Genomic DNA, 21840 nt, shown 5'->3' with positions numbered 1-21840 from the left:
CGGCGCCTGCGGCCGCGGCGGCGCGCCGCCGGGCGGCCCGAAGCCGAACACGGTCCTGTCCGGCGGTGCCTGCGGCGCCGGCTGCCCAGGCACCGCGCCTGGTGTCGGGCGCACCGGATCGGCACGGAAGGCCCCGCCTGGGTTGGGCCGGATGACGGTCTTGCCGCCCGACCCGAACGGATCGTCGCCACCGCTCATCGCCGGTCTTCCATGATGGCCCAGAGATCGAGCTCGAGGCCCGGCCAGTCGCCGGCGAAATGCAGCCCGACGCTGCTCGCGACGCTGAACTCCGGCCAGAGCGGCGACGACTTGTCGAGATAGAAGTAGACGTGGTCCGAGATCGCCCGGATCTGCCGCGGCGGCGTCGGCATGTGGACGAGCTCGATGCCGGGCAGGTGCGTCTGCACGATCTCGTTCATGCGGGTGTTCGGCCCGACCTTGCAGAGCGCCGGGAACTGCTGCTGGATCTGCGTCAGCGGCTTCGCCGCCGCCACCTCGATGACGAAGGTCGCGCGGCTGAACAGGGTGCGGTCCGTGATCGCGGCGAGGAAGGCATTGGGCGCCCGCTCGATGAGGTCGAGCCGTATTGCGCGGCCGACGTCGAGGCTGAGCAGCCGCTGGATGTCGGAAAGCAGCGGCTCGAAGATCGTCTCGAGCGCGTCATGGTCGTAGACGGCGTATTCGGGCGCGAGCCGCCGCGGCGAGAAGGTCGCGAGCTCGCCGGCGATCCGCAGGAACTCCTCGTAGACCTGCACCGGATGGACGTATTTCGAGCTGCGCAGGTGCTTGAGGACGTTGATCTCCCGGTTGAGCAGCTGGAGCATGAAATAGTCGAACGTCTGCAGGCCGCCGCCCGAGCTCGGATCCGCCGCGTAGCGCGCGAGCGTCTCGAGCTTGGTGCCGACCCAACCGATCACCCTGTCGAGCCAGCCGGAGACCACCGGGTGGGCATGACAGGCGAGGACTGGCGGCGCGAAGGTCTCGTCGAAGAGGATGGTGCGGTCGCGGACCTCGAGGATTCGCGCCACCTTCAGGCAATGGAAGCCGCTCTTCGCCGTGCTGCGGATCTCGAACCCGGCGCGCGGATGCGCCACCTCGATCTCCTGCTCGACATGCGTTCCCGAGGCGGAATCGACCACCGTCTCCAGGTCGCGCACATAGCGGCTGCCGCTCGCCGCCTCCGCCATGTCGACCTCGCGGCCGTTCGCCACCGCGGCCGGGATGGTCAGCCAGACGAGCTGCCGGTCGGCGCCTTCCGGCACGTCCACCGGCAGCGGCAGCGGGCTCGTGCCGGGCATGTCGAACGGCGTTCCGTCCTGGAACAGGCCGCGCGCCGAACGGAGCGCGAACTTGTTCTGCTGCGCCAGGTCCCGGTCGATCTCGATCTGCGAGAAACCCCAGGGATACGGGCTGATGCTGCCGACCCGGTTCTCGATCAGCCGTTCGACGTAGCGGTCGTTCTGCTGGAGATGGTGCTGTCTTAGGAACAGGCCCTCCGACCACGCAACCTTGCTGTACCAAGACATGAACGGCACTCGCCTCCGCCGGCCGATCGCCAGTTGCCTGGTCTTCTGGAAGGGATGCTACTTCAACAGTTGACCGATTGAAACCGCTGCCCTTTACCCGCAGCCCGCAAGCTTTCGCGCTGCATTCCGGGCGGCCGCGCCGGTCCTCAGAGCTTGTCGAAGGCGGCCGTGAAGCCATCCAGGGAAAGCTGGAAGGCGGCCTCCTCGCCCCGCACCGACGTGACGGCGACCGAAAGCATATGGCCGCGCTTCAATGCGGCGAGGAAATCGCCCGCGACCGGAATGTTCGCGTAGCTGCCGTTCTGGTCCGCGGTCTCGATCGGGACGGTGGTCCGCTTGCCGTCGTCGATCGAGACCCGGACGCCATCCGGCAGCCTCAGCCCGTGCGGGAGGCTGAGGCGGAGGATGATGGCACCGCGGTCGCCCGTCCTGAAGATCGCGGCGCCGACCACGCGCTGCCCGGTGTTCTTGGCGATCAGCACCTGCGTCATCGCGCAGTTCAGACCGCCGGCGAGCCCCCTGTCGGAGCAGCTGACGACCCACGGCTTCGCCGGCGCGGGGGTACCCTGCGCTCGAGCCCCCATGCCCGGCGCCTGCCCCGCAAGGAGAATCGCGGCGAGCGCTGCAGAGGCGAGCGGGCGGCGGATCTTCGTCACCGACCTCGCCTCTCCGGGCCGCACGTCGCCCGCGCCACTAGAATTGCAGCCGGACCTGGGCGTTGAGGCCCCAGCCGAACAGGTCGTCGCTGAACTTGAAGTCGCTCCTCAGATTTGCGTCGATCTGCCGGAACGGCGAGGTCTTCTTGTCGAACACGTGGGTGTAGTTCGCCCCCAGCGACAGTTCGCCGAAGGTCCCGAGATTCTCCGACGTGATGGTCTGGCTGTTTCCGGTGGAGAGATCGGCGAAGACCATCTGCGGATCGTCGCCGAAATCGTTGTAGAGCGTCGCCGACACGAACGGCCGCAACGCCGAGACGTCGTCGAGCAGAACCGTCCGCGTCGCCGTCACGCCGGCGAAGCCGATGATGCTCTGATAGTCCTTCGGATCGAGGGTCGAGCCTGGCACAAGCGTCATGTCGCTCGTGGAGATCCACGAATAGCTGACGCCCGTCTGCGGCACGAGGCTGAAATTGTTGCCGAGGTCGAGCGCGTAGCCGACCGACGAGATGATCGACACGCGGTCGGTGTTCACGTCGAGGTCGTTGATGCCGACGGCGGAATTGTTGAACGTGAAGTCCGTGTAGTCGTAGCGAAGCTGGATGTCGCCGAACAGGCGCTCGCGCGCCAGCGTGACGTAGCCGCCGACATAGCCGGAGTCGAAGTCGCCGGAGGTCCGGCTCGTCGTGCCTGCGCCGCCGAAGGTCGAGGAGACGTCCTGCCGGGTGTTGCCGCGATTGTAGCCGGCGGTGATGCCGGCATTGATCGAGAGCGCGCTTTCGCCGAGGTTGAACCAGCCGATGTCGAAGCCGCCCTGGACGCCGAGATAGTCGAGATCGACCTCGGCATTGCCCGCGAAGCCGCCGCTGCCGCTGATGCCGGATTCGGCGTTCGCCGTGCCGCCGACAGAGCGGAACCAGAGACCCGGCGCGACGGTGTAGTCGGTGGTCGAGGCGAGGCCGCTCACATAGGGGCTCGAAGGCCGGTTCACGACCGTCCCGATGATCGACTGGGCGAGCGAGATGTTCGCCACGATGCCGCCGATCAGCGACAGGTTCGCGCTCGACGCGACGAACCAGTCCTCGTCCTGCTGCACGAGGCCGTATTCGACCAGGCCGCCCGCGAGGGGCAGGTTCGTCGCGGTGACGGTGCCGGTGTTCGTCCCCGTCGGATCGAGGTCCACGACCTTGATCGGATCCTGCAGGCCGAGGGCTCCGAGGCTCGTGAAGTCGATCACCGTATTGCCGGTGAAATCGCCGCCCGTGACAACGAGCTGGTCGCCGAGGACGCCGCTCGACGCACCGAGGTCGATGTCCATCGTGACCGTGCCGCCGGCGCCGGCATAGTTGCCGTTCACCGCCAGCGCGTCGCCGAGGACGCCGTCACCCATCATGACCATGCCGGAATTGGTGAAGGTTCCGGCGCCTGCGAGCGTCATGGTGCCCGCCGCGCCGCCTGTCCCCGAGACGACCAGCATCCCGGAATTGTCGAACGCCTCGACGCCCGTCAGCGTGGTCGACCCGAAGGAATTGAACGTGCCGGAATTGGCGATCGTATCCGCGCCGCCGGCAAGCACCGAGCTGCCGTTCGTCAGCAGCGTCCACGAGCCCGCGTTCTCGACTGTCGCGGCGGCGCCCGCCGAGGAGGCGATCATGCCGGTCACCGTGCCGGCGTTGGAGAGCGTTGCCGATCCTGCGGTCACGTTGAAGGCGTTTGCGGCCGACATCAGGCTGGCGCCGGCGGCAACCGAGCCGGCGAACGTCCCGCCGGTGCTGAGAATGGCGTCGGTCGTGCCCGTGACGGTGACGCCGTCGGCGACGGTGAGCGTCGTCGTTCCCGCGCTGCCGACGCTGATCCCCGCCCCTGCCGTGCCGGTCACGTCCGCGTCGACCTCGATCGTGGCGTTGCCGCCCGAGGTCGCCACGATGCCTGTCGTACCGGCGACCGTGCCCGCGGTGGTGATCGTGACGTTGCCGGCGCCTGCGCTGGTATCGGCCGCGATGCCGGATCCGGCGGCATTGGCGATGTCGCCCGCCGCCGTGGTCGTGATCGCGATGTCGCCGGCGGCATTGGACGCCGCCACCCCGTCATCCGAGATCGCGGTGATGGTGCCCCCGATCGCGATCGCGATGATCTCGGAGTTCAGGGTGCCGGTGACGCTGCCGCCGGTCTGTCCGAACCACCGGGAATCGATCGTGCCCGCAACGGTGCCGCCCGAGAGCAGGTATGTGTCGCCGTCGACGGTGCCGCCCATGGTCCCGCCCGACTGATCGTAGGTCGTGGCGGTCGCCGCGCCGTCCATCGCCCCGCCCGTCTGGTTCACCGTTGCGGTATCGATCGTCGCGGTGCCGGTAACCGTCCCGCCGGCGAGCGTGTAGGTCGTCGCGACCGTCGCGTCGCCGCCCATATTGCCGCCCGACTGGCTGTAGGCGTTCGCATCGACGGTGGCGCCGTCGGCGACCGTCCCGCCGGTCTGCGTCACCGTGCCGGCGGCGTCGACCGTCGCCGTCCCGGTCACCGTACCGGCGCCGGACAGGGCATAATCGGTGACGGTGGCGTCCCCGCCCATGGCGCCGCCCGACTGATCGTAGGTGGTGGCGGTGACCGCCGCCCCGTCGGCAACGGTGCCGCCCGTCTGCGTCACCGTCGCGGCGCCGATGGTCGAGGTGCCGGTGACCGTCCCGCCGGCGAGCGTGTAGGTCGTCGCGACCGTCGCGGCGCCGCCCATGTTGCCGCCGGACTGGCTGTAGGCGTTCGCCGTCACCGCCGCGCCGTCGGCGACCGTCCCGCCGGTCTGCGTCACCGTGCCGGCGGCATTGATCGTCGCCGTCCCGGTCACCGTCCCCGTGCCGGAGAGATTGTACGCTGTCACGGTGGCGTCGCCGCCCATGGCGCCGCCCGACTGGTCGTAGGTGGTGGCGGTGACCGCCGCGCCCGCGGCGACGGTGCCGCCCGTCTGCGTCACCGTCGCGGCGCCGATGGTCGCGGTGCCGGTGACCGTCCCGCCGGCGAGCGTATAGGTCGTCGCGATCGTCGCGGCGCCGCCCATATTGCCGCCGGACTGGCTGTAGGCGTTCGCCGTCACCGCCGCGCCGTCGGCGACCGTGCCGCCGGTCTGGGTCACCGTGCCGGCGGCATTGATCGTCGCCGTCCCGGTTACCGTCCCGGTGCCGGAGAGATTGTAGGCGGTGACGGTGGCGTCGCCGCCCATGTCGCCGCCCGACTGGTCGTAGGTGGTGGCAGTGACCGCCGCGCCGTCGGCAACCGTCCCGCCCGTCTGCGTCACCGTCGCGGCGCCGATGGTCGCGGTGCCGGTCACCGTCCCGCCCGCAAGCGCATAGGTCGTCGCGACCGTCGCGTCGCCGCCCATATTGCCGCCGGACTGGCTGTAGGCGTTCGCCGTCACCGCCGCGCCGTCGGCCACCGTTCCGCCGGTCTGCGTCACCGTGCCGGCGGCATTGATCGTCGCCGTCCCGGTCACCGTCCCGGTGCCGGAGAGATTGTAGGCGGTGACCGTGGCATCGCCGCCCATGGCGCCGCCCGACTGGTCGTAGGTCGTCGCCGTGACCGTCGCGCCCGCGGCGACGGTGCCGCCCGTCTGCGTCACCGTGCCGGTGGCGTTGATCGTGCCCGTTCCGGCAATTGTCCCCGTGCCGGAGAGATCGTAGCCGTCGACGTTTGCCGTCCCGGCCATCGTTCCGCCGGACTGCGCATAGCTCGGCGTCGCGACCGTCGTTCCCGCAGCGACCGTCCCGCCCGTCTGCAGGACGTCGCTGGCCGCGGCCATGGTCCCGCCGCCGTCGAGCGTTCCGCCGTTCAGGATGAAGCGGTCCTGGTCCTGCGTGGTGCCGCCAAGGTCGAGCGTGCCGCCATTGACCGTGGTCGTTCCACCGGTGTCGCCGAGCGTCCCGGCCCCGGAAAGGCTGAGGACGCCCGTCTCGACGATTGTCCCGCCGGAATAGGTGTTCGCTCCCGTGAGCCCGAGATCGCCCGGTCCCGTCTTCACCAGCGTGCCGCCGCCGGAAACCACGCCGGACTGCTCGGCCGCCCCGCCGTCCTGGTTGAAGTCGACCGAGCCGTCGATCGCCACCGGATTGGCGATCGTCACGCCCGACGCGTAGTCGATCGTTGTGCCGTCCGCAGCGGTCAGGCCGCCCGTCCCGAGCGCCTGGTCGCTGCCGAGCACGAGCGTCCCGCCCGAAAGCGTCGTGCCGCCCGTATAGGTGTTCGTGCCCGACAGAACGAGCGTGCCGTCGGTCTGGGTGACGCTCGCCGCCGCCCCGGCCTCTCCGATGTCGACCGTGACCGTCTGGACCGCGGTCGATGTGTTCGTCAGGCCGCCGCCATTGGAGAAGGTGACCGTGCCGTTCTGGATCGTGTACGCGGCCGCGCCGCTGATCGTCCAGGAATCCGGGGAAAAGGCGGCCGCACCGAGATCGACCGTCGTAAGCCCGCCACCCGCGAAGGCCGCGGTATCGCCGGCATTGGCGGGGACGGTCGCCGGGTTCCAGTTGCCGTTCGTTCCGTAGTCGCTGGTGGCGCCGATCCATTCGGAATCGACGGCGAGGGCACGATCGGCACCGAGGAGCGGAGCCGTTCCGACCAGGCCGGCGACAAGTGTCGCGGTCGTGAGCGAAGTCGTCGAAAGAAGTCCTGCGCGACGGAGCGGCTGCGGTTTCACCGCGGAAACAGGCGGAACCTGGTTCGCCTTACTCGCGAAGCGCATAACTCTCCCTCCCCCGCGAAGCACGCAGGCCCGCAAATCAACATCTTCGTCGAAGCTACCTGCACCGTAGGGGCAACTCAAGCTGGCGGCGCCCCCCGCTTCTGCTGGTCCGCCAAGCATTTTCAGGTATTTAGTGCGTTGCCGGCCGAGTGTTGCCGATCTGCAACTCGCATTCGGCCGCTCAATTGCCCCGTCGCATGCCGGAAGGCGGCGTTCGACAGGATTTCTCCGTCGTTTATCTGATCGGCTGCAGTTGAACGAATCGGCCCGTGGCCGGAAGGGGCGTGGGCGGAGGGCGGCCGGCGCAGTCCCAGGCCACCGGACCCCTCCGGATGGCGGGCGCGCCGCGCGATCTGGCGGAACCTCCGTTCCGGCCCGCCTGCGGCGGTCGCCGGGAGCGTCCGCGCCGTCCGGCGACCGCCCATCCCCGTTCAGTCGCCTTCAGATCTAGGAATTGTGGTTGCCTTGCGTAAACCAAGCTCGCTTTCGGCGAGAACCATGCGGTCTTTCTCGGGTTTCTGCCCAAGATGACGCCAACCGTCATCGTGGAAACAGCGGAGACTGACATGACTTGCTTCAACAAGTCCCTCACCGTGACTTCGGCTGCAGCCGTTCTTTCTGTCGGCATGCTTTTCGGGACGTCCGCCCAGGCGGGTGACGACGCCGTCAAGGCCCGGGCCGATGTCGGCGCGATCGGGGTCGGCGCGCATGTCGACGACAGCCATGCGCATGCCGCGGTGGCAATCGGCAATACGCGCGCGCTCGGCGCGAAGGTCGGCAAGAGCGACGAGGCGGGCGGAGCCGTTGCGGAGAACGGCAAGAATGTCGGTCTCGGCGGGGTCGTCGGCGCAGGCGCCGGCGGCACCTACAAATAGGCGCCGCGCTTCCGGCGCGGATGCTCGGGCTTCGAGCGGCGATCTGGCCGGCCCGGAACGACGAAACCGAGACCTGCGTCCGCGCGATATGACGACGTAGGTCCGGAACGCTGGGCGACCGGCCGCCATGCCTCGGGAGGGAGGCATGGCGGTCCGGGCTTGCGCCACCGGCATCGGGCCTGGGCGTCGTCCGTGAACTCGACCGGATCATCGCCGGGCGAGGCCGGCGGGCGATGTGCGCTTCCGACGACGGCACCGAGCTGACCAGCATGGCGATCCTGCGCTGGTCTCAAGAGACGCGCATCGGCTGGCACTATATCGCGCCTCCGCGCCCCATCCCGTTGCACCGCTGAGCCTGAATGTGAGCCTGAATGGCTCAAAGGATGAGGGGGCTGCTCGAACTCGGATGAAAGAGCGGGCTCAGGTCACGATCTGTGCGTCAGCTCGAAATTGCTTCAGCAATCGGTAGCACTCATTTGAACAACGCTTCAATGTCCGCCAAGGGCCGGAACAGTTTCATCGGCTGATCCGGAAGCGGCAGAAAACTCTCGCGCTCATAGAAACGCTTCGCACTCTCGTCCTTGGCATCCACGATCACCGCAAAAGACGCAATCTCGCTGCGCACAGCCCGATAGAGCGCCGCGCGTCGCGCCGCATCCTGGAGGCTCGACAGAACGAAATCCGTCATGGAGCGGCCCTGCAAGGCGGCGGCGTATTCGATCAGCCGCTTCTGATCAGCGGTTACGCGCGTCTCAAGGCGTTCGCTCCGGACGCGAGCGGACCTGGACCTCTTCGCTGCTTCGGTCATCTTCGATGTCGAACGTTCGTCAAAACGTACGGCCAGCGGCCGGATACCTCAAGGCCGGTCGCCGAACAGAACGTAGCTTTGACCTCGTGGGAGGGGCTTCCCTGGGTCGGCACTGGCATTGCGAACGCGCCCCGTCAGGAGGGGGCAACGCCCCCGCGAGACATAGAGCGAGGGCGGATTCAGGGCTGGAGAAGAGGCTGCACAGAGCCATTTCGACCACCCGATTTCCGGCAGTAGATCGTTAGTAGATTTTCCGAAATCGAAAAAAGTTTCAATAAAACCAATGCGTAATGGCGGGCCGTGAACGATGAAACGGAGAACTACGTCTACGCTATAGCCCTCCATGACCCTCCATAATGTGGATGGTTCCGACAACCTTAGGCGTTTCGGAGCTAGGCCCCGGCCTTGTTCAACTCCACCGGCACCGGGCAATGATGGCGTCCACTTGGGCAAAGGAATGTGGCGCTGTGCAAAAACAGAATTCTTGTAGATTGACTGAAACTGCTCCAAAATTGCGCAATCATCAGCTCACGCTGGGGGGCGTCAGTGGCTACCGAATTTAACCTACCGGGTTCCTCATTCGAGGAAGTCCAAAAAATTATGAAGGGGTACAGCAGTGCTCCTGACCAAGCATCTCTGGATAACTTGGCTAGGCTTACAGGAATTCATAAGACGATCATTAGCAGGAACAACAAATTTCTGACCGACATCGGCCTCATCACAGGTGGAATGAAAAAGAGTGCCACCGAGTTGGGTAGGAAACTTGGCCGCGCGCTCGACCACAAGCAAATAGAAGATGCTCAGAATTACTGGAAGGAAGCTATCCAGGGCAACGAAAAAGTATCCGGGCTCGTTACCACTGTCCGCATTAAAGGCGGCATGACTGAGAAAGATTTCTCCGATCATGTGCTGTATGTATCTGGTCAGAAAAACACCTCTGGCAATAAGACGGGGGCTCGCTGCGTTGTTGATGTATTGCTGGCAGCAAAGCTGCTTGAGGAGGAGAATGGCAAGCTGGTGGTGTCCGCTGCCCCAACTAAGGAATTGCTTGCGGACACCAAGCCGACAGCCGTGTCCTCGGACGCCTCTACAACAGAGGAAGCCGAGGACGGGAATGGGCTGGGCACGCTCCCTCCCACCTTGCCACCAATTCCCAATAACGCGAATCTCACCCCACAGATTGCGATCCATATTCAGCTACACCTTCCGGAAACCGAGAATGCGGAGGTGTACGAGAAATTGTTTAAGGCTCTCCGCGAACATCTCCTCAGTCCGAGGGATTGACCGATGGGGCTTGAGGATTGGGCTACCCGGGTCAGCGGGGCGCGGCGGGCGGCGCACAATGTTCTGGCAAAGCATGAAAGCGCAGCATCGCGCATAGTGCTTTTGGAGGATCTCTCAAAACATCTTTCCGGGACCCCTGTGGACGTGCAGGATTATTTCAGCGAAGCAATTTCATGCCTCGAAAACGAACTATACCGGTCTGGCATCGTTTTAGCTTGGGCAGGGCACTTCAATGTGTTTTCCGAAGTGTGTTTTCAAAAGCATGAAGCGGACATCCGGGCCGCGCGCCCGAAGTGGGCATTCAAAGACCTCGCGGAACTGAAGGAATTAGTTGCGGAGTCGCAATTTCTGACTGTTGCGAAGGATGTGAAATTCACAACCAAGGCCAAGCTCCGAATTCTTGACGGACAGCTATCGCAGCGCAACCAGTGCGCCCATCCGACTCTCTACCGTCCAAGCATGAACGCGGCCATTGGGTATGTTGATGACATGATCCGGCAGACGCTTGTATATCTTCCGCCGCCCTCGCCCTAAACAACAGAGTCGCCTCGAAGACGGCTCCTTGCCGTTTCAGAACATCTCATCCCGCCGCATTCTGTTATTTAAAGAAAGACAGGTATCCTGAAAGCCATGCAGAGGTTCCGCAAAATGGCGAAAATGGCGGATGGGGTGGGATTCGAACCCACGAGACGGTCGCCCGCCTGCCGGTTTTCAAGACCGGTGCCTTCAACCGCTCGGCCACCCATCCCGCCGCCGCTAGATGGCTCAGGAAGGCCCCCGGCGCAAGCCGGCGCGGGAAGCCGCGCGGGCTTGCGGCGGGGATGGCCGCGCGCCGGGCGGCGCGCGGCCGGTGGTTCCGTGCGCGCTGCCCGCTATTTCGGCAGGTCGCCTTCGACGCCTTCGACGTAGTAGTTCATGCCGAGCAGCTCGGAATCCGGGATCGTCTTGCCGGCCTCGGCCGCGACGCTGCCGTCCTGCTTCTTGATCGGGCCGGCGAAGGGGTGGAGTTGTCCGGTGCGGATCTTCTCCTCCGTCTCCTCGGCCATCTTCTTCACGTCGTCGGGCATGTTCGTGTAGGGCGCCATCTGCACCATCCCTTCGGGGATGCCGTACCAGACGTCGTGCGACTTCCAGGTGCCGTCGAGGACCGCCTTCACGCGCTCGATGTAATAGGGCCCCCAATTGTCGATGATCGCGGTGAGCTGGTTCTTCGGCGCGAACTCGATCATGTCGGAGGCCTGGCCGAAGCCGTAGGCGCCCCGCTCGGCGGCGATCTGGAGCGGCGCCGGGGAATCGGTGTGCTGCGCGATGATGTCGGCGCCCTGGTCGAGCAGCACCTTCGCCGCATCGGCCTCCTTGCCGGGATCGTGCCAGGTGTTCGCCCAGACGACCTTGATCTTGAAGTCCGGATTGATGGAACGCGCGCCGAGCGCGTAGGCGTTGATGCCCATCACCACTTCGGGGATCGGGAAGGAGCCGATATAGCCGGCGACGCCGGTCTTCGACATCTTCGCCGCGATCTGGCCGAGAATGTAGCGGCCCTCGTAGAAGCGCGCATTGTAGGTCGCCACATTCGCAGCCTGCTTGAAGCCCGTGGCATGCTCGAACTTCACGTCCTTGAAGCGCTGCGCGACCTTCAGCGTCGGGTTCATGAAGCCGAAGGAGGTGGTGAAGATCAGCTTGTTGCCGGCGCGGGCGAGCTGCTCGATGACGCGCTCCGCGTCGGGCCCCTCCGAGACGTTCTCGACATAGGTCGTCTCGACCTTGTCGCCGAGCGCCTTCTCGATCTCCTGCCGCGCGACGTCGTGGCGCTGCGACCAGCCGCCGTCATTGTGCGGGCCGACATAGATGAAGCCCACCTTGAGCTTCTCCTGCGCACCGGCCCCGCCCGCTGCGAGCACCAGCGCCGCCGCAGCCGCGGCGATCCTCAACCAGATTCGCATTTCCCTCCTCCGAGAGTCTGGAACAGCCTGCAATCCTCCCAGGTCGGCGGCCGGACTGACCTGGTCCCTCCCCTTCTAGCGGGCCGGCACGAACGGCCTGCCGAGGCAGGCGGGCGTGTTCGCGCGCAGGACCAGCTTGTTGCGGGATATGACGACGAGAACGGCGATCGTCGCAAGATAGGGCAGCATTGAAATGAATTGCGAGGAAACCCGTACCCCGAGGCCCTGGGCGTGGAAGCCCAGGATGGCGACCGCGCCGAAGAGATACGCGCCGACAACGAGGCGCCAGGGCAGCCAGCTCGCGAACACGACGAGCGCGAGCGCGATCCAGCCCCGCCCGGCCGTCATGTTCTCCGTCCAGAGCGGCGTGTAGGCGAGCGAGAGATAGCCGCCGCCGAGGCCGGCGCAGCAGCCGCCGAAGAGCACCGCCGCCCAGCGCACGGCATAGACCGGAATGCCGAGATTGTGCGCCGAATCGTGGCTGTCACCGACCGCGCGCAGCATCAGCCCGGCCCGCGTGCGGAACAGGAACCAGGAGATTGCGGCGACGAGCAGGAAGGAGATGTAGACGAGCGCGTCCTGCCCGAAGACGATCCGCCCGACGACGGGGATCGAAGTCAGCCCCGGAATGTCGAGCGCCGGGAGCTTCAGGCCAGGCTTGCCGATGAAGCTCTCGCCGAACATTGCCGACGCCCCCAGGCCGAGCAGCGTCAAAGCGAGGCCGGTCGCCACCTGGTTCGCCGCGAGGTTGATGACGAGGAAGGCGAACGGAACGGCGAGCAGCAGCCCGGCGAGCCCGGCCGAGACGATGCCGACCGTAGTCGAGCCGGTGAGCGCGGCGCCGGCGAAGCCGCCCACGGCGCCAACCGCCATCATGCCCTCGAGCCCGAGATTGAGCACGCCGGCGCGCTCGGCCACCAGTTCGCCGATGCCGGCGAGGAGGAGCGGCGTCGCCGCCGTGATCACCGTCAGCACGATGGCCGTGACGATGGCGAAGTCAGCCACGGGAAGCCTCCCCCGCGGCAGGCCTGCCGCGCCGTTCGAAGCGGATCCGATAGGCGATCAGCGTGTCGCAGCCGAGCAGGATGACGAGGAGCAGCCCCTGGAAGAGCCGCGTCACGTTCGCCGACAGGCCGAGCGTCACCTGCGCCCCCTCGCCGCCGAGATAGGTGAGGGCGAGGAGCAGCGCCGCGACCAGGATCCCGAGCGGGTGGAGCCGTCCGACGAAGGCGACGATGATCGCGGCGAAGCCGTAGCCCGGCGAGATGGTCGGCCTCAGCTGGCCGATCGTGCCGGCCACCTCCACGATGCCGGCGAGCCCGGCGAGCGCGCCGGAGACGACGAACACCCCGAGCGTCACGGCGCCGCCGGAGAAGCCGGAGAAGCGCGCCGCGCGCGGGGCCGCGCCGGTGACCTTGATCGCGAAGCCCTGGACGGAGGTTCCGAGCCGGAGATAGGCGAGCAACGCGGCGAGCGGCGCGAAGAGGACGCCCCAGTGGAGACGGCTGCCCTCGCCCATGACCGGCATCGTGGCCGCGCTCGAGAAGAGCACCGATTCCGGGAAGTTGTAGCTGCCGGGATCGCGCCAGGGCCCGCGCACGAGCCAGTCCAGCAGCAGCAGCGCGACATAGGTGAGCATCAGGCTCGTGAGGATCTCGCTCGCGCCGAAGCGGTTCTTGAGGACGGCCGGGACCGCGCCGTAGAGCGCCCCGCCGAGAAGGCCGAGGAGCAGCATCAGCGGCAGCACGGCCGGGGACTGCCAGTCCGGCAGCAGGACCGGGATCGCCGAGCCGCAGACCGCGCCGATCGTGAACTGCCCCTCCGCGCCGATGTTCCAGACATTGGCGCGGAAGCAGAGCGCCAGGCCGACGGCGATCAGCGCGAGCGGCGCGGCCTTGACGACGAGTTCCACCAGCGACCAGCCGGCCGTCAGCGGCTCGACGAAATAGACGTAGAGCCCGCGCGCCGGGTCGACCCCGAGGACGAGGAAGAGGGCCGCCCCGATCGCGAGCGTCAGGACCGTCGCGATGACCGGCGACAGGAGCGCCATGCGCCCCGACGGTTCCGGGCGTGGAACGAGGTCAAGCCGCATGGCCGGCCTCCCCGTCGGAAGTGCCGTCGTGCTGGTGATGGACCCCGCCCATCAGCAGGCCGATGCGCTCGGGGCTCAGGGAGCCCGCCGGAAAGGCCTCCGAAAGCCGGCCGTCCGACATGACCGCGATGCGGTCCGCGACCTCGAAGATCTCGTCGAGGTCCTGGCTGATGACGAGGATGGCGGCGCCGGCTTCCGCAAGCCCGATCAGCGCGCCGCGGATGATGCGGGCGGCGCCGGCGTCCACGCCCCAGGTCGGCTGGCTGACGACGAGCAGCGTCGGCGCCCTGTCGATCTCGCGTCCGACCACGAACTTCTGGAGATTGCCGCCCGAGAGCGACGAGGCGCGTGGATCGGGGCTTGCGCGCCGGACGTCGAAGCGCTCCGCCACGCGGCCCTCAACGTCCGTCGCGGCCTTCTTGTCGATCAGCCCGTGCCGGGCGATGGCGTCGCGCGTCGCATGGCGCGTGAGCACGACATTGTCGGAGAGCCGGAAGCTCGCGACGGCGCCGTGCCCGAGCCGCTCCTCCGGAACGAAGGCGGCCCCGAGCCGCCGCCGCTCGTTGACCCCCTTGCGGCCGACCGGCCTGCCCTCGATCAGGATTGCGTCGTCGGAGGCGGCCAACCTTTCGCCGGAAATCGCGTCGAAGAGTTCCTGCTGCCCGTTGCCTGCGACGCCGGCGATCGCGACGATCTCGCCGGAGCGGACGCCGAGCGTCACGTCCTGGAGCCCGATCCCGAACGGCCGGTCGGCCGCAAGCGTCAGTCCCTGCAGGCGCAGCCGCTCCGCCCCGGTCATGCGGGCTTCCGGCTTGTCCACCGCGCCGATGTCGCTTCCGACCATCATGCCGGCGAGCGTGCGCGCGCTTTCCGCCCTCGGATCGGCTGTCCCGACCACCCGGCCCCGGCGCAGGATCGTCGCCCGCGAGGCGATCTCCACGACCTCGACCAGCCTGTGCGTGATGTAGAGGATCGCCACGCCCTCCTGCGAGAGCCGCTTCAGCGTCTCGAACAGAACCTCGCTCTCCTGCGGGGTCAGCACCGATGTCGGCTCGTCCATGATGATGAGCCGCGGCTCCTGCAGCAGGCAGCGCACGATCTCGACGCGCTGGCGCTCGCCGACGGAGAGGTCGGCGATCCGCGCATGCGGATCGAGCGGCAGCCCGTATTGCCGCGAGACGGTGCGGATGGTCCCGTCGAGGCCGTGCGTCACGGCCTTCTTCGGCAGCGCGAGCGCGATGTTCTCGCCGACCGTCAGCGCCTCGAAGAGCGAGAAGTGCTGGAATACCATGCCGATGCCGAGGCGGCGCGCCGCCGCCGGCGATGCGATCGAGACCGCTTCTCCCCGCCAGCGGATCTCGCCCGCATCCGGGGCAAGCGCCCCGTAGAGCATCTTGACCAGGGTGGACTTGCCGGCGCCGTTCTCGCCGAGGAGAGCGTGGATCTCGCCGGACGCGATCCGCAGATCGATCGCATCGCATGCGGTGAGCGAACCGAATCGCTTGGTCAGACCGGCCGTCTCGAGCAGTGGCGGGCTATCGGACACGGCCCGCCCGGGTGGTGCAACGTCCATCGGGTCCCTCGAACGGCCGGCACGTTAGGATCGCGGCCCAAGCCGCGCCAGCCCAAATCGCATGCAGGCGGAGCCGCTTCCGCAATCAGGGCAGGAGCACGGAAGCGCCGGTCGTCGCGCGCCCCTCGAGCGCCCTGTGCGCCTCGGCTGCCTCGGAAAGGGGGAAGCGCTGGTTCACCGGGATCTCGACCATGCCGGTCCGGACCGCCTCGAAGAGCTCGTCGGCCATCGCCTGCATCACCGCGCGGTCGGCGATATGCGTGAAGATCGTCGGGCGCGTCGCGTAGAGCGAGCCCTTCCGCGCGAGGAGGTTCAGGTCGAAGCCTTCGATCACGCCGGACGACTGCCCGAACAGCACCCACATGCCGAACGGCTTCAGGCAGTCGAGCGACCCGGGGAAGGTGTCCTTGCCGATCGAATCGTAGACGACGTCGCACTTGCCGCCCCCGGTGATCTCCAGGACCCGCTCGACGAAGTTCTCGCGCCGGTAGTCGATGACGTGGTCGCAGCCATTCGCCTCGGCGAGCGCGATCTTCTCCGCGGAGCCGGCGGTGCCGATCACCGTCGCGCCGAGCGCCTTCGCCCAGCGGCAGGCGATGAGACCGACGCCGCCGGCGGCGGCGTGGAACAGGATCGTCTGGCCGGGTTCCACCTTGTAGGTGCGCCGCAGCAGATATTGCGCGGTGAGCCCCTTCAGCATCATCGCCGCGCCGGTCTCGAACGGGATCCCGTCCGGCAGCCTGACGAGGCTCGCGGCCGGGATCAGCCGCTCGGTGGCGTAGGCGCCGAGCGGCCCGGTATAGGCGACGCGGTCGCCGGGCGCGAACTCGGCCACGCCGGGGCCCGTCGCGACGACGACGCCCGCCCCCTCGTTGCCCGGGATGAAGGGAAAGCCGTTCGGCGGCTGGTACACGCCGGTCCGGTAGTAGACGTCGATGAAATTGAGCCCGACCGCCTCGTGCCGCAACTTCACCTCGCCCGGGCCGGGATCGCCGATCGCGCCGATCTCCTCGTACCGGAGCACTTCCGGCCCGCCGAACTGCCCGATCCTGATCGCCTGTGCCATGTCCTTCTCCCGGTCGTTGCGCAGTCCGGTGGCCGGCGCCCGCGGATCGGCGGGCCGGCTCCGGTCCGCGAGGTCAGAATCCCGCCTTCGGCCGCCGCGGCAGCATCTGCTGCACCCCCGACACGCAGAGCAGATAGAGGCTCGTGACGATCAGCAGCGTCTTGATGCCGGCGGAGAGCGGAGGCTCGGTGAGCAGGAACCAGGACGAGGCGACGAGCCATCCGGCGAGCATTGCGAGCGTCAGCGGGCGCCAGCGCACGACCCGGACGGGATGGACGAAATTGACCGGCAGGAAGGTGAGCGCCGCCAGCGCGATCACCACGATCGTGATGACGGCCGGGGACGGCATCAGCGCGAACATCACGAAGGCGGCCATGTTCCAGACGGCCGGAAAGCCGCGGAAGGAATTGTCCGGCTGCTTCATCCGCGTATCGGCGAAATAGAGCGCGCCCGTCACGGCCACGATCACGCCGAGCACGGCGCCGAGCAGCGTCGAAAGATGCAGGCCGAGCGCGATGACGAGCGCCGGGATGAACACGTAGGTGGCGTAGTCGATGACGAAATCGAGCGCCGCGCCGTCCCATTTCGGCAGCCGCTCGCGCACCTTGAAGCGCCGGGCGATCGGCCCGTCTATGCCGTCGACGATGAGCGCGATCCCGAGCCAGACGAAGGTCGCGCGCCAGTCCCCCTGCCAGGCGGCAAGCACCGAGAGCAGCGCGAGCGCTGCGCCGGTCGCCGTGAAGAGATGGATCGCGAAGAGGCGCCGCGAGCCGATCACCGCCGCCTCGCCTCCGAAGGAGATCCCTTCCAGGCCGCCGGACCGGAACCGCATCCGGCCGGCCGCGCGCGCAGGGGGCAAGCGCCTCGAATAGCGGTGCGATGCCGCACGACGTCCCTCCATTTCCCGCACACTCATGCCTTGCGGATCGCGGGAAGTGCAAGGGCCGGCAACAGGCTGCGGTGCAATTGGGCGGGCCCTGGCCTCGGTTCCCGTGGCAGAGACGAAGCGCCGATTGCCGGCAGACCTCGCCTGCGCCATGTTCCCGGCCATGTCCAGTCCGACCCCACATAGCTTCGACGTCGCCGTCATCGGCGGCGGGGCGACCGGCTATGCCGCCGCGCTCGCGGCCGCACGCGCCGGTCTCGAGACCATCCTCTGTGCCCCGCCCGCCAGCTTTCCGCCCGGGCGCACGGCCGCACTCCTGCGCGGCTCTGTCGACCTTCTCGAGAGCCTCGGCGCCTGGCAGCACGTTGAACGCTACGGCGAGCCGATCACAGCGATTCGCATGGCGGACGCCACCAAGCGGCTGATCCGCGCGCCCGAGGTCACCTTCTATGCCTCCGAGATCGGCCTTCCCGCCTTCGGCTACAACGTTCCCAACGCCGATCTGGTCGCCGGCCTGGCGGAGGCGGCCGGGGACGTGGAAGGACTGACGGTCCGGCGCGAGCCGGTCGACGCGGTTCTTCCCGGCTCCGATGCCGTGACGCTCCGGTCCGGCTCGGGCGAGGTGGAGGCCAGGCTGGTCGTCGGTGCCGACGGCGGCCGCTCGCTTGCAAGGCGTGCCGCCGACATCGAATCGCGGACCTGGTCCTACCGGCAGGCCGCGATCGTGGCGACCTTCGGGATCGAGTCGCCCCATCGCGGCGTCTCGACCGAGTTCCACACCGAGGCCGGGCCCTTCACGCTGGTCCCCCTGCCCGGCCACCGTGTCAGCCTCGTCTGGGTCGACCGGCCGGACCGCGCGGAAATGGCAGCCCTCCTCGCCGGCCCGGCCTTCGCGCGCGTCGTGGAGGAGCGCGCCGCCTCGATCCACGGCGCCATGACGGCGGAAAGCGCGCCGGCGCTCGTGCCGCTCCACGGCGCGCTCGCCAAGGAGGTCGCGCGCGGCCGGATCGTGCTTGTCGGGGAGGCCGCCCACACGTTCCCGCCGATCGGCGCGCAGGGCCTCAATCTCGGCTTCCGCGACGTGGAGGCGCTCGTCCACCTCTTCGCAAGGCACCGCGCCGATCCGGGCGCGGAGACGGCGGTCGCGTCCTACGGCCGCGCCCGCCGTTTCGACATAGCGAGCCGGACGCTGATGGTCGATCTCCTCAACCGCTCGCTCCTCACCGATTTCCTGCCGGTCCAGGCGCTGCGGAGTGCCGGGCTGGCGGCTGCCGCCGGCATCCCCTTCGCCCGCCAGTTCCTGATGCGCCGCGGCCTCGGGGCGCGGCTGCCGTCTCCGGGCTGACCGCCTTCGGCCCTGCTCCCTTCACGGTTCGAAGAGGCCGAACGGCAAGAGGTCGTGGGTGATGAGATAGAGCACGCCCGTGACGGTGAAGACGGAGATTGCGGTCCCGATCATGATCGCCGACGAACTGCGGTAGACGTAGGTATCGTACTGGACGGCAAGCACGTAGATCGTCGCCGCCGGCGGCAGCGATGCCATCAGCACCGCCGTCTCGATCCAGATCCTGTCGAAGCCGCCGATCCAGGCGAGCAGGCCGAAGACGATGACCGGGTGGAGCACGAGCTTCACCGCGATCAGCACCGGCAGCTCCGCCCCGATCCGCTTGAGCGGCCGCAGCGCCACCGTCACGCCGAGCGCGAAAAGCGCGCACGGCGCGGCGGCGTTGGAGAGGAGCTCCAGGAGCCGCGCCACCGGCGCCGGGGGCTCGTAGCGGAGTGCTGCGGCCGCGACCCCGATCAGGGTCGAGGCGATGAACGGGTGGAGCAGGACCCGCCGGGGAATATCGAACAGCAGCCGCACCGGCGACGCGCCGCCATGCCCGGCGATCGCCATCATCAGCGGCGCGAGCGTGAAGACGAGCGCGACGTCGAAGCAGAAGACGAGCGCGGCGGGAACGGCGGCGCTCGGACCGAGCGCGACGAGCGCGAGCGGCGGTCCCATGTAGCCGACATTGCCGTAGCCGCCGACCATCCCCTGCAACGTCGCCTCGGCGAGATCGCCGCGGCTCCTCACGGCGGCGAACGCGAAGGCGACCGCGAAGGCGGTATAGGTCGCAAGGCTGGTCGCGAACACGAAGGACCAGTTCGCGAGCTCATCGATGGGCGTCGCAGCGACGAGCCGGATGAAGAGCGCCGGCAGGGCGAAGTAGATCACGAAGACGTTGAGCCAGGAGAGCTCGCTCTCGGCCTTCCGCCAGATCCGCCCGGCGAGGAAGCCGATGAAGATGAGCCCGAAGAAGGGCAGCGCGAGGCCGGCGACCTTGGTCATGGCGGGGTCGGCGCCGGTCGGATGCCGGCCTTGGTTGCATGAGCCTGCCGCCTCGCTTAACTCGGCGGCAGTCCGATCCGGCTAGAGTGATTGCGGCGTGAGGTCAATGAAGGCACGGCCTTGGGCGAGCCGAACAGCGTGAAAGGTCGTCGCCGGCGCCGCGCCGGTCTCTTCCGCCGTGCCGGCGAGATCGTGGAATATGCCGGCCTGCGCACGGTCGCCGCGCTCGTCCGCGCTCTCCCGGTCGATTCGAGCTCCAGCCTCATGGGCGCGGCGTGGGAATGCGTGGCGCCGCGCACCCGCCGGCATCGCCGGGTGCTCGAGAATCTCCGGCGCGCCTTCCCGGACAAGACCGAGGCCGAACGCGAGGCGATCGCCCGGGCGCAGTGGAACAATCTCGGCCGCACCTTCGCCGAAACCTTCCAGATCGACCGGATTCTCGCCGATGGCAGCCGCTTCGAGGTGGTCCTTCCCGACGCGGTGCGGGCGCGGATCGCGGATTGTCCGACCGGCGCCGTTTTCGTCGCGCTCCATTCGGCCAACTGGGAGGTGGCCGCGTGGCCGCTGCGGTCCCGCTATTCCCTCGCCGGCATCTACCAGAAGCTCTCGAACCCGCGCTCCGACCGGTACGTCACCGGACTGAGGAGCGAATTGTTCGACGGCGGGCTCTTCTCGAAGGGGCACACGACGCCCGGCCGGGTGATGCGCTGGGTGCGGAGCGGTAACGCGATCGGCCTTCTCGGCGACCACCGCGAGACGAACGGCGTGCCGGTCACGTTCTTCGGTCGCGAGGCGACCGCCAACCCGTTTCCGGCGATGCTGGCCCGCCGCTTGCATGTGCCGCTCTTCGCAGGGCGCGTGGTTCGCCTTGCCGGAAGCAGGTTCCGGATCGACGGAGTTGAGATTCCGGTGCCGGAGACGAATGATCCGACGGCGGACGTGCTCGCGGCGACCCAGTCGCTCCAGGCGCAGTTCGAGGCCTGGATCAGGGAGCGCCCGCAGGAATGGATGTGGGTCCACGACCGCTGGCGGATCGGGCGGCGGCGGAAGCAGGCGGGCGAACTCGGGATCGCGGCGGCGAAGCGGACGTGAAGAGGCGTGGTCGATGGTCAGGATACTGGAAGCGAAATACCGGGTCGGTCAGGTCGTGCGCCACCGCGTGTTCCCGTTCCGCGGGGTGATCTTCGACGTCGATCCCACCTTCTCCAACACCGAGGAATGGTACCAGGCGATTCCCGAGGAGATCCGCCCGTCGAAGGATCAGCCCTATTACCACCTGCTCGCCGAGAACGCGGAAAGCGAATACGTCGCCTATGTCTCGGAGCAGAACCTGATGCCGGACGACAGCGGCGATCCGGTCCGCCACCCGCAGGTGCGCGAGTTCTTCGCCGCCTTCGAGCAGGGCGGCTACAGGAGCCGCGGCTCGGCGAACTGAACCCGGCCGCCGGGGCCGGGTTCCCTTCTGGGCTCGAGGCCGGGCGGCGCTACTGGCCGGCCGGCGCGGTCTCCTGGCGCTGGCGCTCGATGAGCTGCTGGCGCGCCTCCTCGGCCTTCTTCTTCAGCTCGTCCTGGAGCTTCGCCTGCTCGGCCTGGAGCTGCGCCGGGTCGACCGCCGGGCCGTCATAGGCGGCCGTGAAGCCGGCGAGGCTGATGTCGAAATTGACCGGCTTCGCCTGCTGATTGAGCGAGGTGATGACGAGCTGCTTGCCGCGCTTCAGGCTGCTCACGTAGTCGGCGTTCACCTCGTTCTCCGCGAAGCAGAGATTGGGGAAGCAGATGGTGTACTGGCCCTTCTGCGTCTTGCCGCCGTCGATCTGGATCTGCAGACCCGGCCGCAGGAGCATGCCGGGCGGCACCGCGGTCACCAGGATCTTCTTGTCCTGGACCTCGCGCAGGGAGACGGCCGCGAGCAGCTGGCCGGTGGCCGCGCGCCGCTCGCGCGTGATGACGCAGACCTGCTGCTTCGTCTCGGGATGCTGGCTGCAGAGCTTCATCCAGTCCGGCTGCGGCGCCTGCGCCTGCTCGCCGGCCGCCGGAGCGGCGGCGCCCGCCGCGGGCGCGCCCTGCGCCAAC

Annotated in this window: 18 protein-coding genes, 1 tRNA gene and 2 pseudogenes; 7 read left to right on the top strand and 14 right to left on the bottom strand. The window is 68.0% G+C overall.

The features are described 5' to 3' along the window. The 4 genes and pseudogenes from E4O86_RS23250 to E4O86_RS16970 all read right to left on the bottom strand — a co-directional run. Window positions 1-198 (bottom strand): annotated as a pseudogene (locus E4O86_RS23250) (type VI secretion system protein TssL, long form); the annotation flags it as partial. After that, window positions 195-1526, bottom strand: a complete 1332-nt coding sequence (gene tssK, locus E4O86_RS16980; protein ID WP_161141742.1) for a type VI secretion system baseplate subunit TssK — start codon at window positions 1524-1526, stop codon at window positions 195-197. The gene tssK and the pseudogene E4O86_RS23250, both read right to left, overlap by 4 nt. A 146-nt stretch (window positions 1527-1672) precedes the next feature. Continuing rightward, on the bottom strand, window positions 1673-2182 hold the full coding sequence (locus E4O86_RS16975) for an invasion associated locus B family protein (protein WP_161141741.1): 510 nt from the start codon (window positions 2180-2182) through the stop codon (window positions 1673-1675). A gap of 37 nt (window positions 2183-2219) precedes the next feature. Then, window positions 2220-6908, bottom strand: coding sequence for a beta strand repeat-containing protein (locus E4O86_RS16970; RefSeq protein WP_161141740.1), 4689 nt, complete (start codon window positions 6906-6908; stop codon window positions 2220-2222). Between the two features lie 566 nt (window positions 6909-7474). On the opposite strand from E4O86_RS16970, the gene E4O86_RS16965 reads away from it, so the two are divergent. Together E4O86_RS16965 and E4O86_RS23655 are read left to right on the top strand one after the other, a co-directional pair. Further along, window positions 7475-7783, top strand: coding sequence for a hypothetical protein (locus tag E4O86_RS16965; RefSeq protein ID WP_161141739.1), 309 nt, complete (start codon window positions 7475-7477; stop codon window positions 7781-7783). A gap of 173 nt (window positions 7784-7956) precedes the next feature. Then, a pseudogene (locus tag E4O86_RS23655) lies at window positions 7957-8121 on the top strand (IS3-like element ISMamg1 family transposase); the annotation flags it as partial. A gap of 134 nt (window positions 8122-8255) precedes the next feature. Here E4O86_RS23655 and E4O86_RS16960 read toward each other — a convergent pair. Further along, window positions 8256-8591, bottom strand: coding sequence for a type II toxin-antitoxin system TacA family antitoxin (locus E4O86_RS16960; protein WP_161141738.1), 336 nt, complete (start codon window positions 8589-8591; stop codon window positions 8256-8258). Window positions 8592-9137: 546 nt separating this feature from the next. On the opposite strand from E4O86_RS16960, the gene E4O86_RS16955 reads away from it, so the two are divergent. Both E4O86_RS16955 and E4O86_RS16950 read left to right on the top strand, forming a co-directional pair. Next, window positions 9138-9875, top strand: a complete 738-nt coding sequence (locus E4O86_RS16955; protein WP_161141737.1) for a hypothetical protein — start codon at window positions 9138-9140, stop codon at window positions 9873-9875. A 3-nt stretch (window positions 9876-9878) separates the two neighbouring features. Then, a complete protein-coding gene (locus E4O86_RS16950) occupies window positions 9879-10409 on the top strand; it encodes a hypothetical protein (RefSeq protein WP_161141736.1) in 531 nt (176 codons plus the stop codon). A gap of 124 nt (window positions 10410-10533) precedes the next feature. On the opposite strand, the gene E4O86_RS16945 is transcribed toward E4O86_RS16950, so the two are convergent. The 7 genes from E4O86_RS16945 to E4O86_RS16915 form a co-directional block, all read right to left on the bottom strand. After that, a tRNA-Ser gene (locus E4O86_RS16945) sits at window positions 10534-10623 on the bottom strand. A gap of 124 nt (window positions 10624-10747) precedes the next feature. Further along, window positions 10748-11818 (bottom strand): BMP family ABC transporter substrate-binding protein, encoded by a 1071-nt coding sequence (locus E4O86_RS16940; protein ID WP_161141735.1) that lies wholly within the window; start codon window positions 11816-11818, stop codon window positions 10748-10750. 75 nt (window positions 11819-11893) lie between these two features. Then, window positions 11894-12808, bottom strand: coding sequence for an ABC transporter permease subunit (locus tag E4O86_RS16935; protein WP_161141744.1), 915 nt, complete (start codon window positions 12806-12808; stop codon window positions 11894-11896). Between the two features lie 7 nt (window positions 12809-12815). Beyond that, window positions 12816-13910, bottom strand: a complete 1095-nt coding sequence (locus tag E4O86_RS16930) for an ABC transporter permease (RefSeq protein ID WP_161141734.1) — start codon at window positions 13908-13910, stop codon at window positions 12816-12818. Then, complete coding sequence (locus E4O86_RS16925) at window positions 13900-15483, bottom strand: ABC transporter ATP-binding protein (protein WP_161141733.1); 1584 nt, start codon at window positions 15481-15483, stop codon at window positions 13900-13902. The genes E4O86_RS16930 and E4O86_RS16925 overlap by 11 nt, the downstream gene beginning before the upstream one ends. An 85-nt stretch (window positions 15484-15568) precedes the next feature. Next, window positions 15569-16549 carry a quinone oxidoreductase family protein gene (locus tag E4O86_RS16920; protein ID WP_161141732.1) on the bottom strand — a complete coding sequence of 327 codons (981 nt, stop codon included), beginning with the start codon at window positions 16547-16549 and terminating at the stop codon, window positions 15569-15571. A gap of 73 nt (window positions 16550-16622) precedes the next feature. Then, the gene (locus E4O86_RS16915; RefSeq protein ID WP_205520936.1) at window positions 16623-17381 is read right to left on the bottom strand and encodes a CDP-alcohol phosphatidyltransferase family protein; all 759 of its coding nucleotides are present in this window, start codon (window positions 17379-17381) and stop codon (window positions 16623-16625) included. A gap of 217 nt (window positions 17382-17598) precedes the next feature. On the opposite strand from E4O86_RS16915, the gene E4O86_RS16910 reads away from it, so the two are divergent. Then, the gene (locus E4O86_RS16910; protein WP_161141731.1) at window positions 17599-18780 is read left to right on the top strand and encodes an FAD-dependent monooxygenase; all 1182 of its coding nucleotides are present in this window, start codon (window positions 17599-17601) and stop codon (window positions 18778-18780) included. A 21-nt stretch (window positions 18781-18801) separates the two neighbouring features. Here E4O86_RS16910 and E4O86_RS16905 read toward each other — a convergent pair whose 3' ends face one another. Then, on the bottom strand, window positions 18802-19767 hold the full coding sequence (locus E4O86_RS16905; protein WP_161141730.1) for an AEC family transporter: 966 nt from the start codon (window positions 19765-19767) through the stop codon (window positions 18802-18804). 120 nt (window positions 19768-19887) lie between these two features. On the opposite strand from E4O86_RS16905, the gene E4O86_RS16900 reads away from it, so the two are divergent. After that, complete coding sequence (locus tag E4O86_RS16900) at window positions 19888-20859, top strand: lysophospholipid acyltransferase family protein (RefSeq protein ID WP_205520935.1); 972 nt, start codon at window positions 19888-19890, stop codon at window positions 20857-20859. Window positions 20860-20872: 13 nt separating this feature from the next. Then, complete coding sequence (gene hspQ / locus E4O86_RS16895; RefSeq protein WP_161141728.1) at window positions 20873-21202, top strand: heat shock protein HspQ; 330 nt, start codon at window positions 20873-20875, stop codon at window positions 21200-21202. A gap of 49 nt (window positions 21203-21251) precedes the next feature. On the opposite strand, the gene E4O86_RS16890 is transcribed toward hspQ, so the two are convergent. Continuing rightward, window positions 21252-21840 (bottom strand): invasion associated locus B family protein (locus tag E4O86_RS16890; RefSeq protein ID WP_161141727.1); only part of this gene is annotated, 589 nt, incomplete at its 5' end.

Origin of the sequence: Propylenella binzhouense, assembly GCF_009866965.1 — a bacterium.
Classification (GTDB): domain Bacteria; phylum Pseudomonadota; class Alphaproteobacteria; order Rhizobiales; family Afifellaceae; genus Propylenella; species Propylenella binzhouense.
This window is presented reverse-complemented; position numbering and strand designations above follow the sequence as displayed.

Bases quoted from the DNA above. Each gene is read 5' to 3' on its own strand.
- tssK (WP_161141742.1), bottom strand. From the start codon at position 1,526: ATGTCTTGGTACAGCAAGGTTGCGTGGTCGGAGGGCCTGTTCCTAAGA.
- E4O86_RS16970 (WP_161141740.1), bottom strand. From the start codon at position 6,908: ATGCGCTTCGCGAGTAAGGCGAACCAGGTTCCGCCTGTTTCCGCGGTG.
- E4O86_RS16965 (WP_161141739.1), top strand. From the start codon at position 7,475: ATGACTTGCTTCAACAAGTCCCTCACCGTGACTTCGGCTGCAGCCGTT.
- E4O86_RS16960 (WP_161141738.1), bottom strand. From the start codon at position 8,591: ATGACCGAAGCAGCGAAGAGGTCCAGGTCCGCTCGCGTCCGGAGCGAA.
- E4O86_RS16950 (WP_161141736.1), top strand. From the start codon at position 9,879: ATGGGGCTTGAGGATTGGGCTACCCGGGTCAGCGGGGCGCGGCGGGCG.
- E4O86_RS16940 (WP_161141735.1), bottom strand. From the start codon at position 11,818: ATGCGAATCTGGTTGAGGATCGCCGCGGCTGCGGCGGCGCTGGTGCTC.
- E4O86_RS16930 (WP_161141734.1), bottom strand. From the start codon at position 13,910: ATGCGGCTTGACCTCGTTCCACGCCCGGAACCGTCGGGGCGCATGGCG.
- E4O86_RS16925 (WP_161141733.1), bottom strand. From the start codon at position 15,483: ATGGACGTTGCACCACCCGGGCGGGCCGTGTCCGATAGCCCGCCACTG.
- E4O86_RS16920 (WP_161141732.1), bottom strand. From the start codon at position 16,549: ATGGCACAGGCGATCAGGATCGGGCAGTTCGGCGGGCCGGAAGTGCTC.
- E4O86_RS16915 (WP_205520936.1), bottom strand. From the start codon at position 17,381: ATGCGGTTCCGGTCCGGCGGCCTGGAAGGGATCTCCTTCGGAGGCGAG.
- E4O86_RS16910 (WP_161141731.1), top strand. From the start codon at position 17,599: ATGTCCAGTCCGACCCCACATAGCTTCGACGTCGCCGTCATCGGCGGC.
- E4O86_RS16905 (WP_161141730.1), bottom strand. From the start codon at position 19,767: ATGACCAAGGTCGCCGGCCTCGCGCTGCCCTTCTTCGGGCTCATCTTC.
- hspQ (WP_161141728.1), top strand. From the start codon at position 20,873: ATGGTCAGGATACTGGAAGCGAAATACCGGGTCGGTCAGGTCGTGCGC.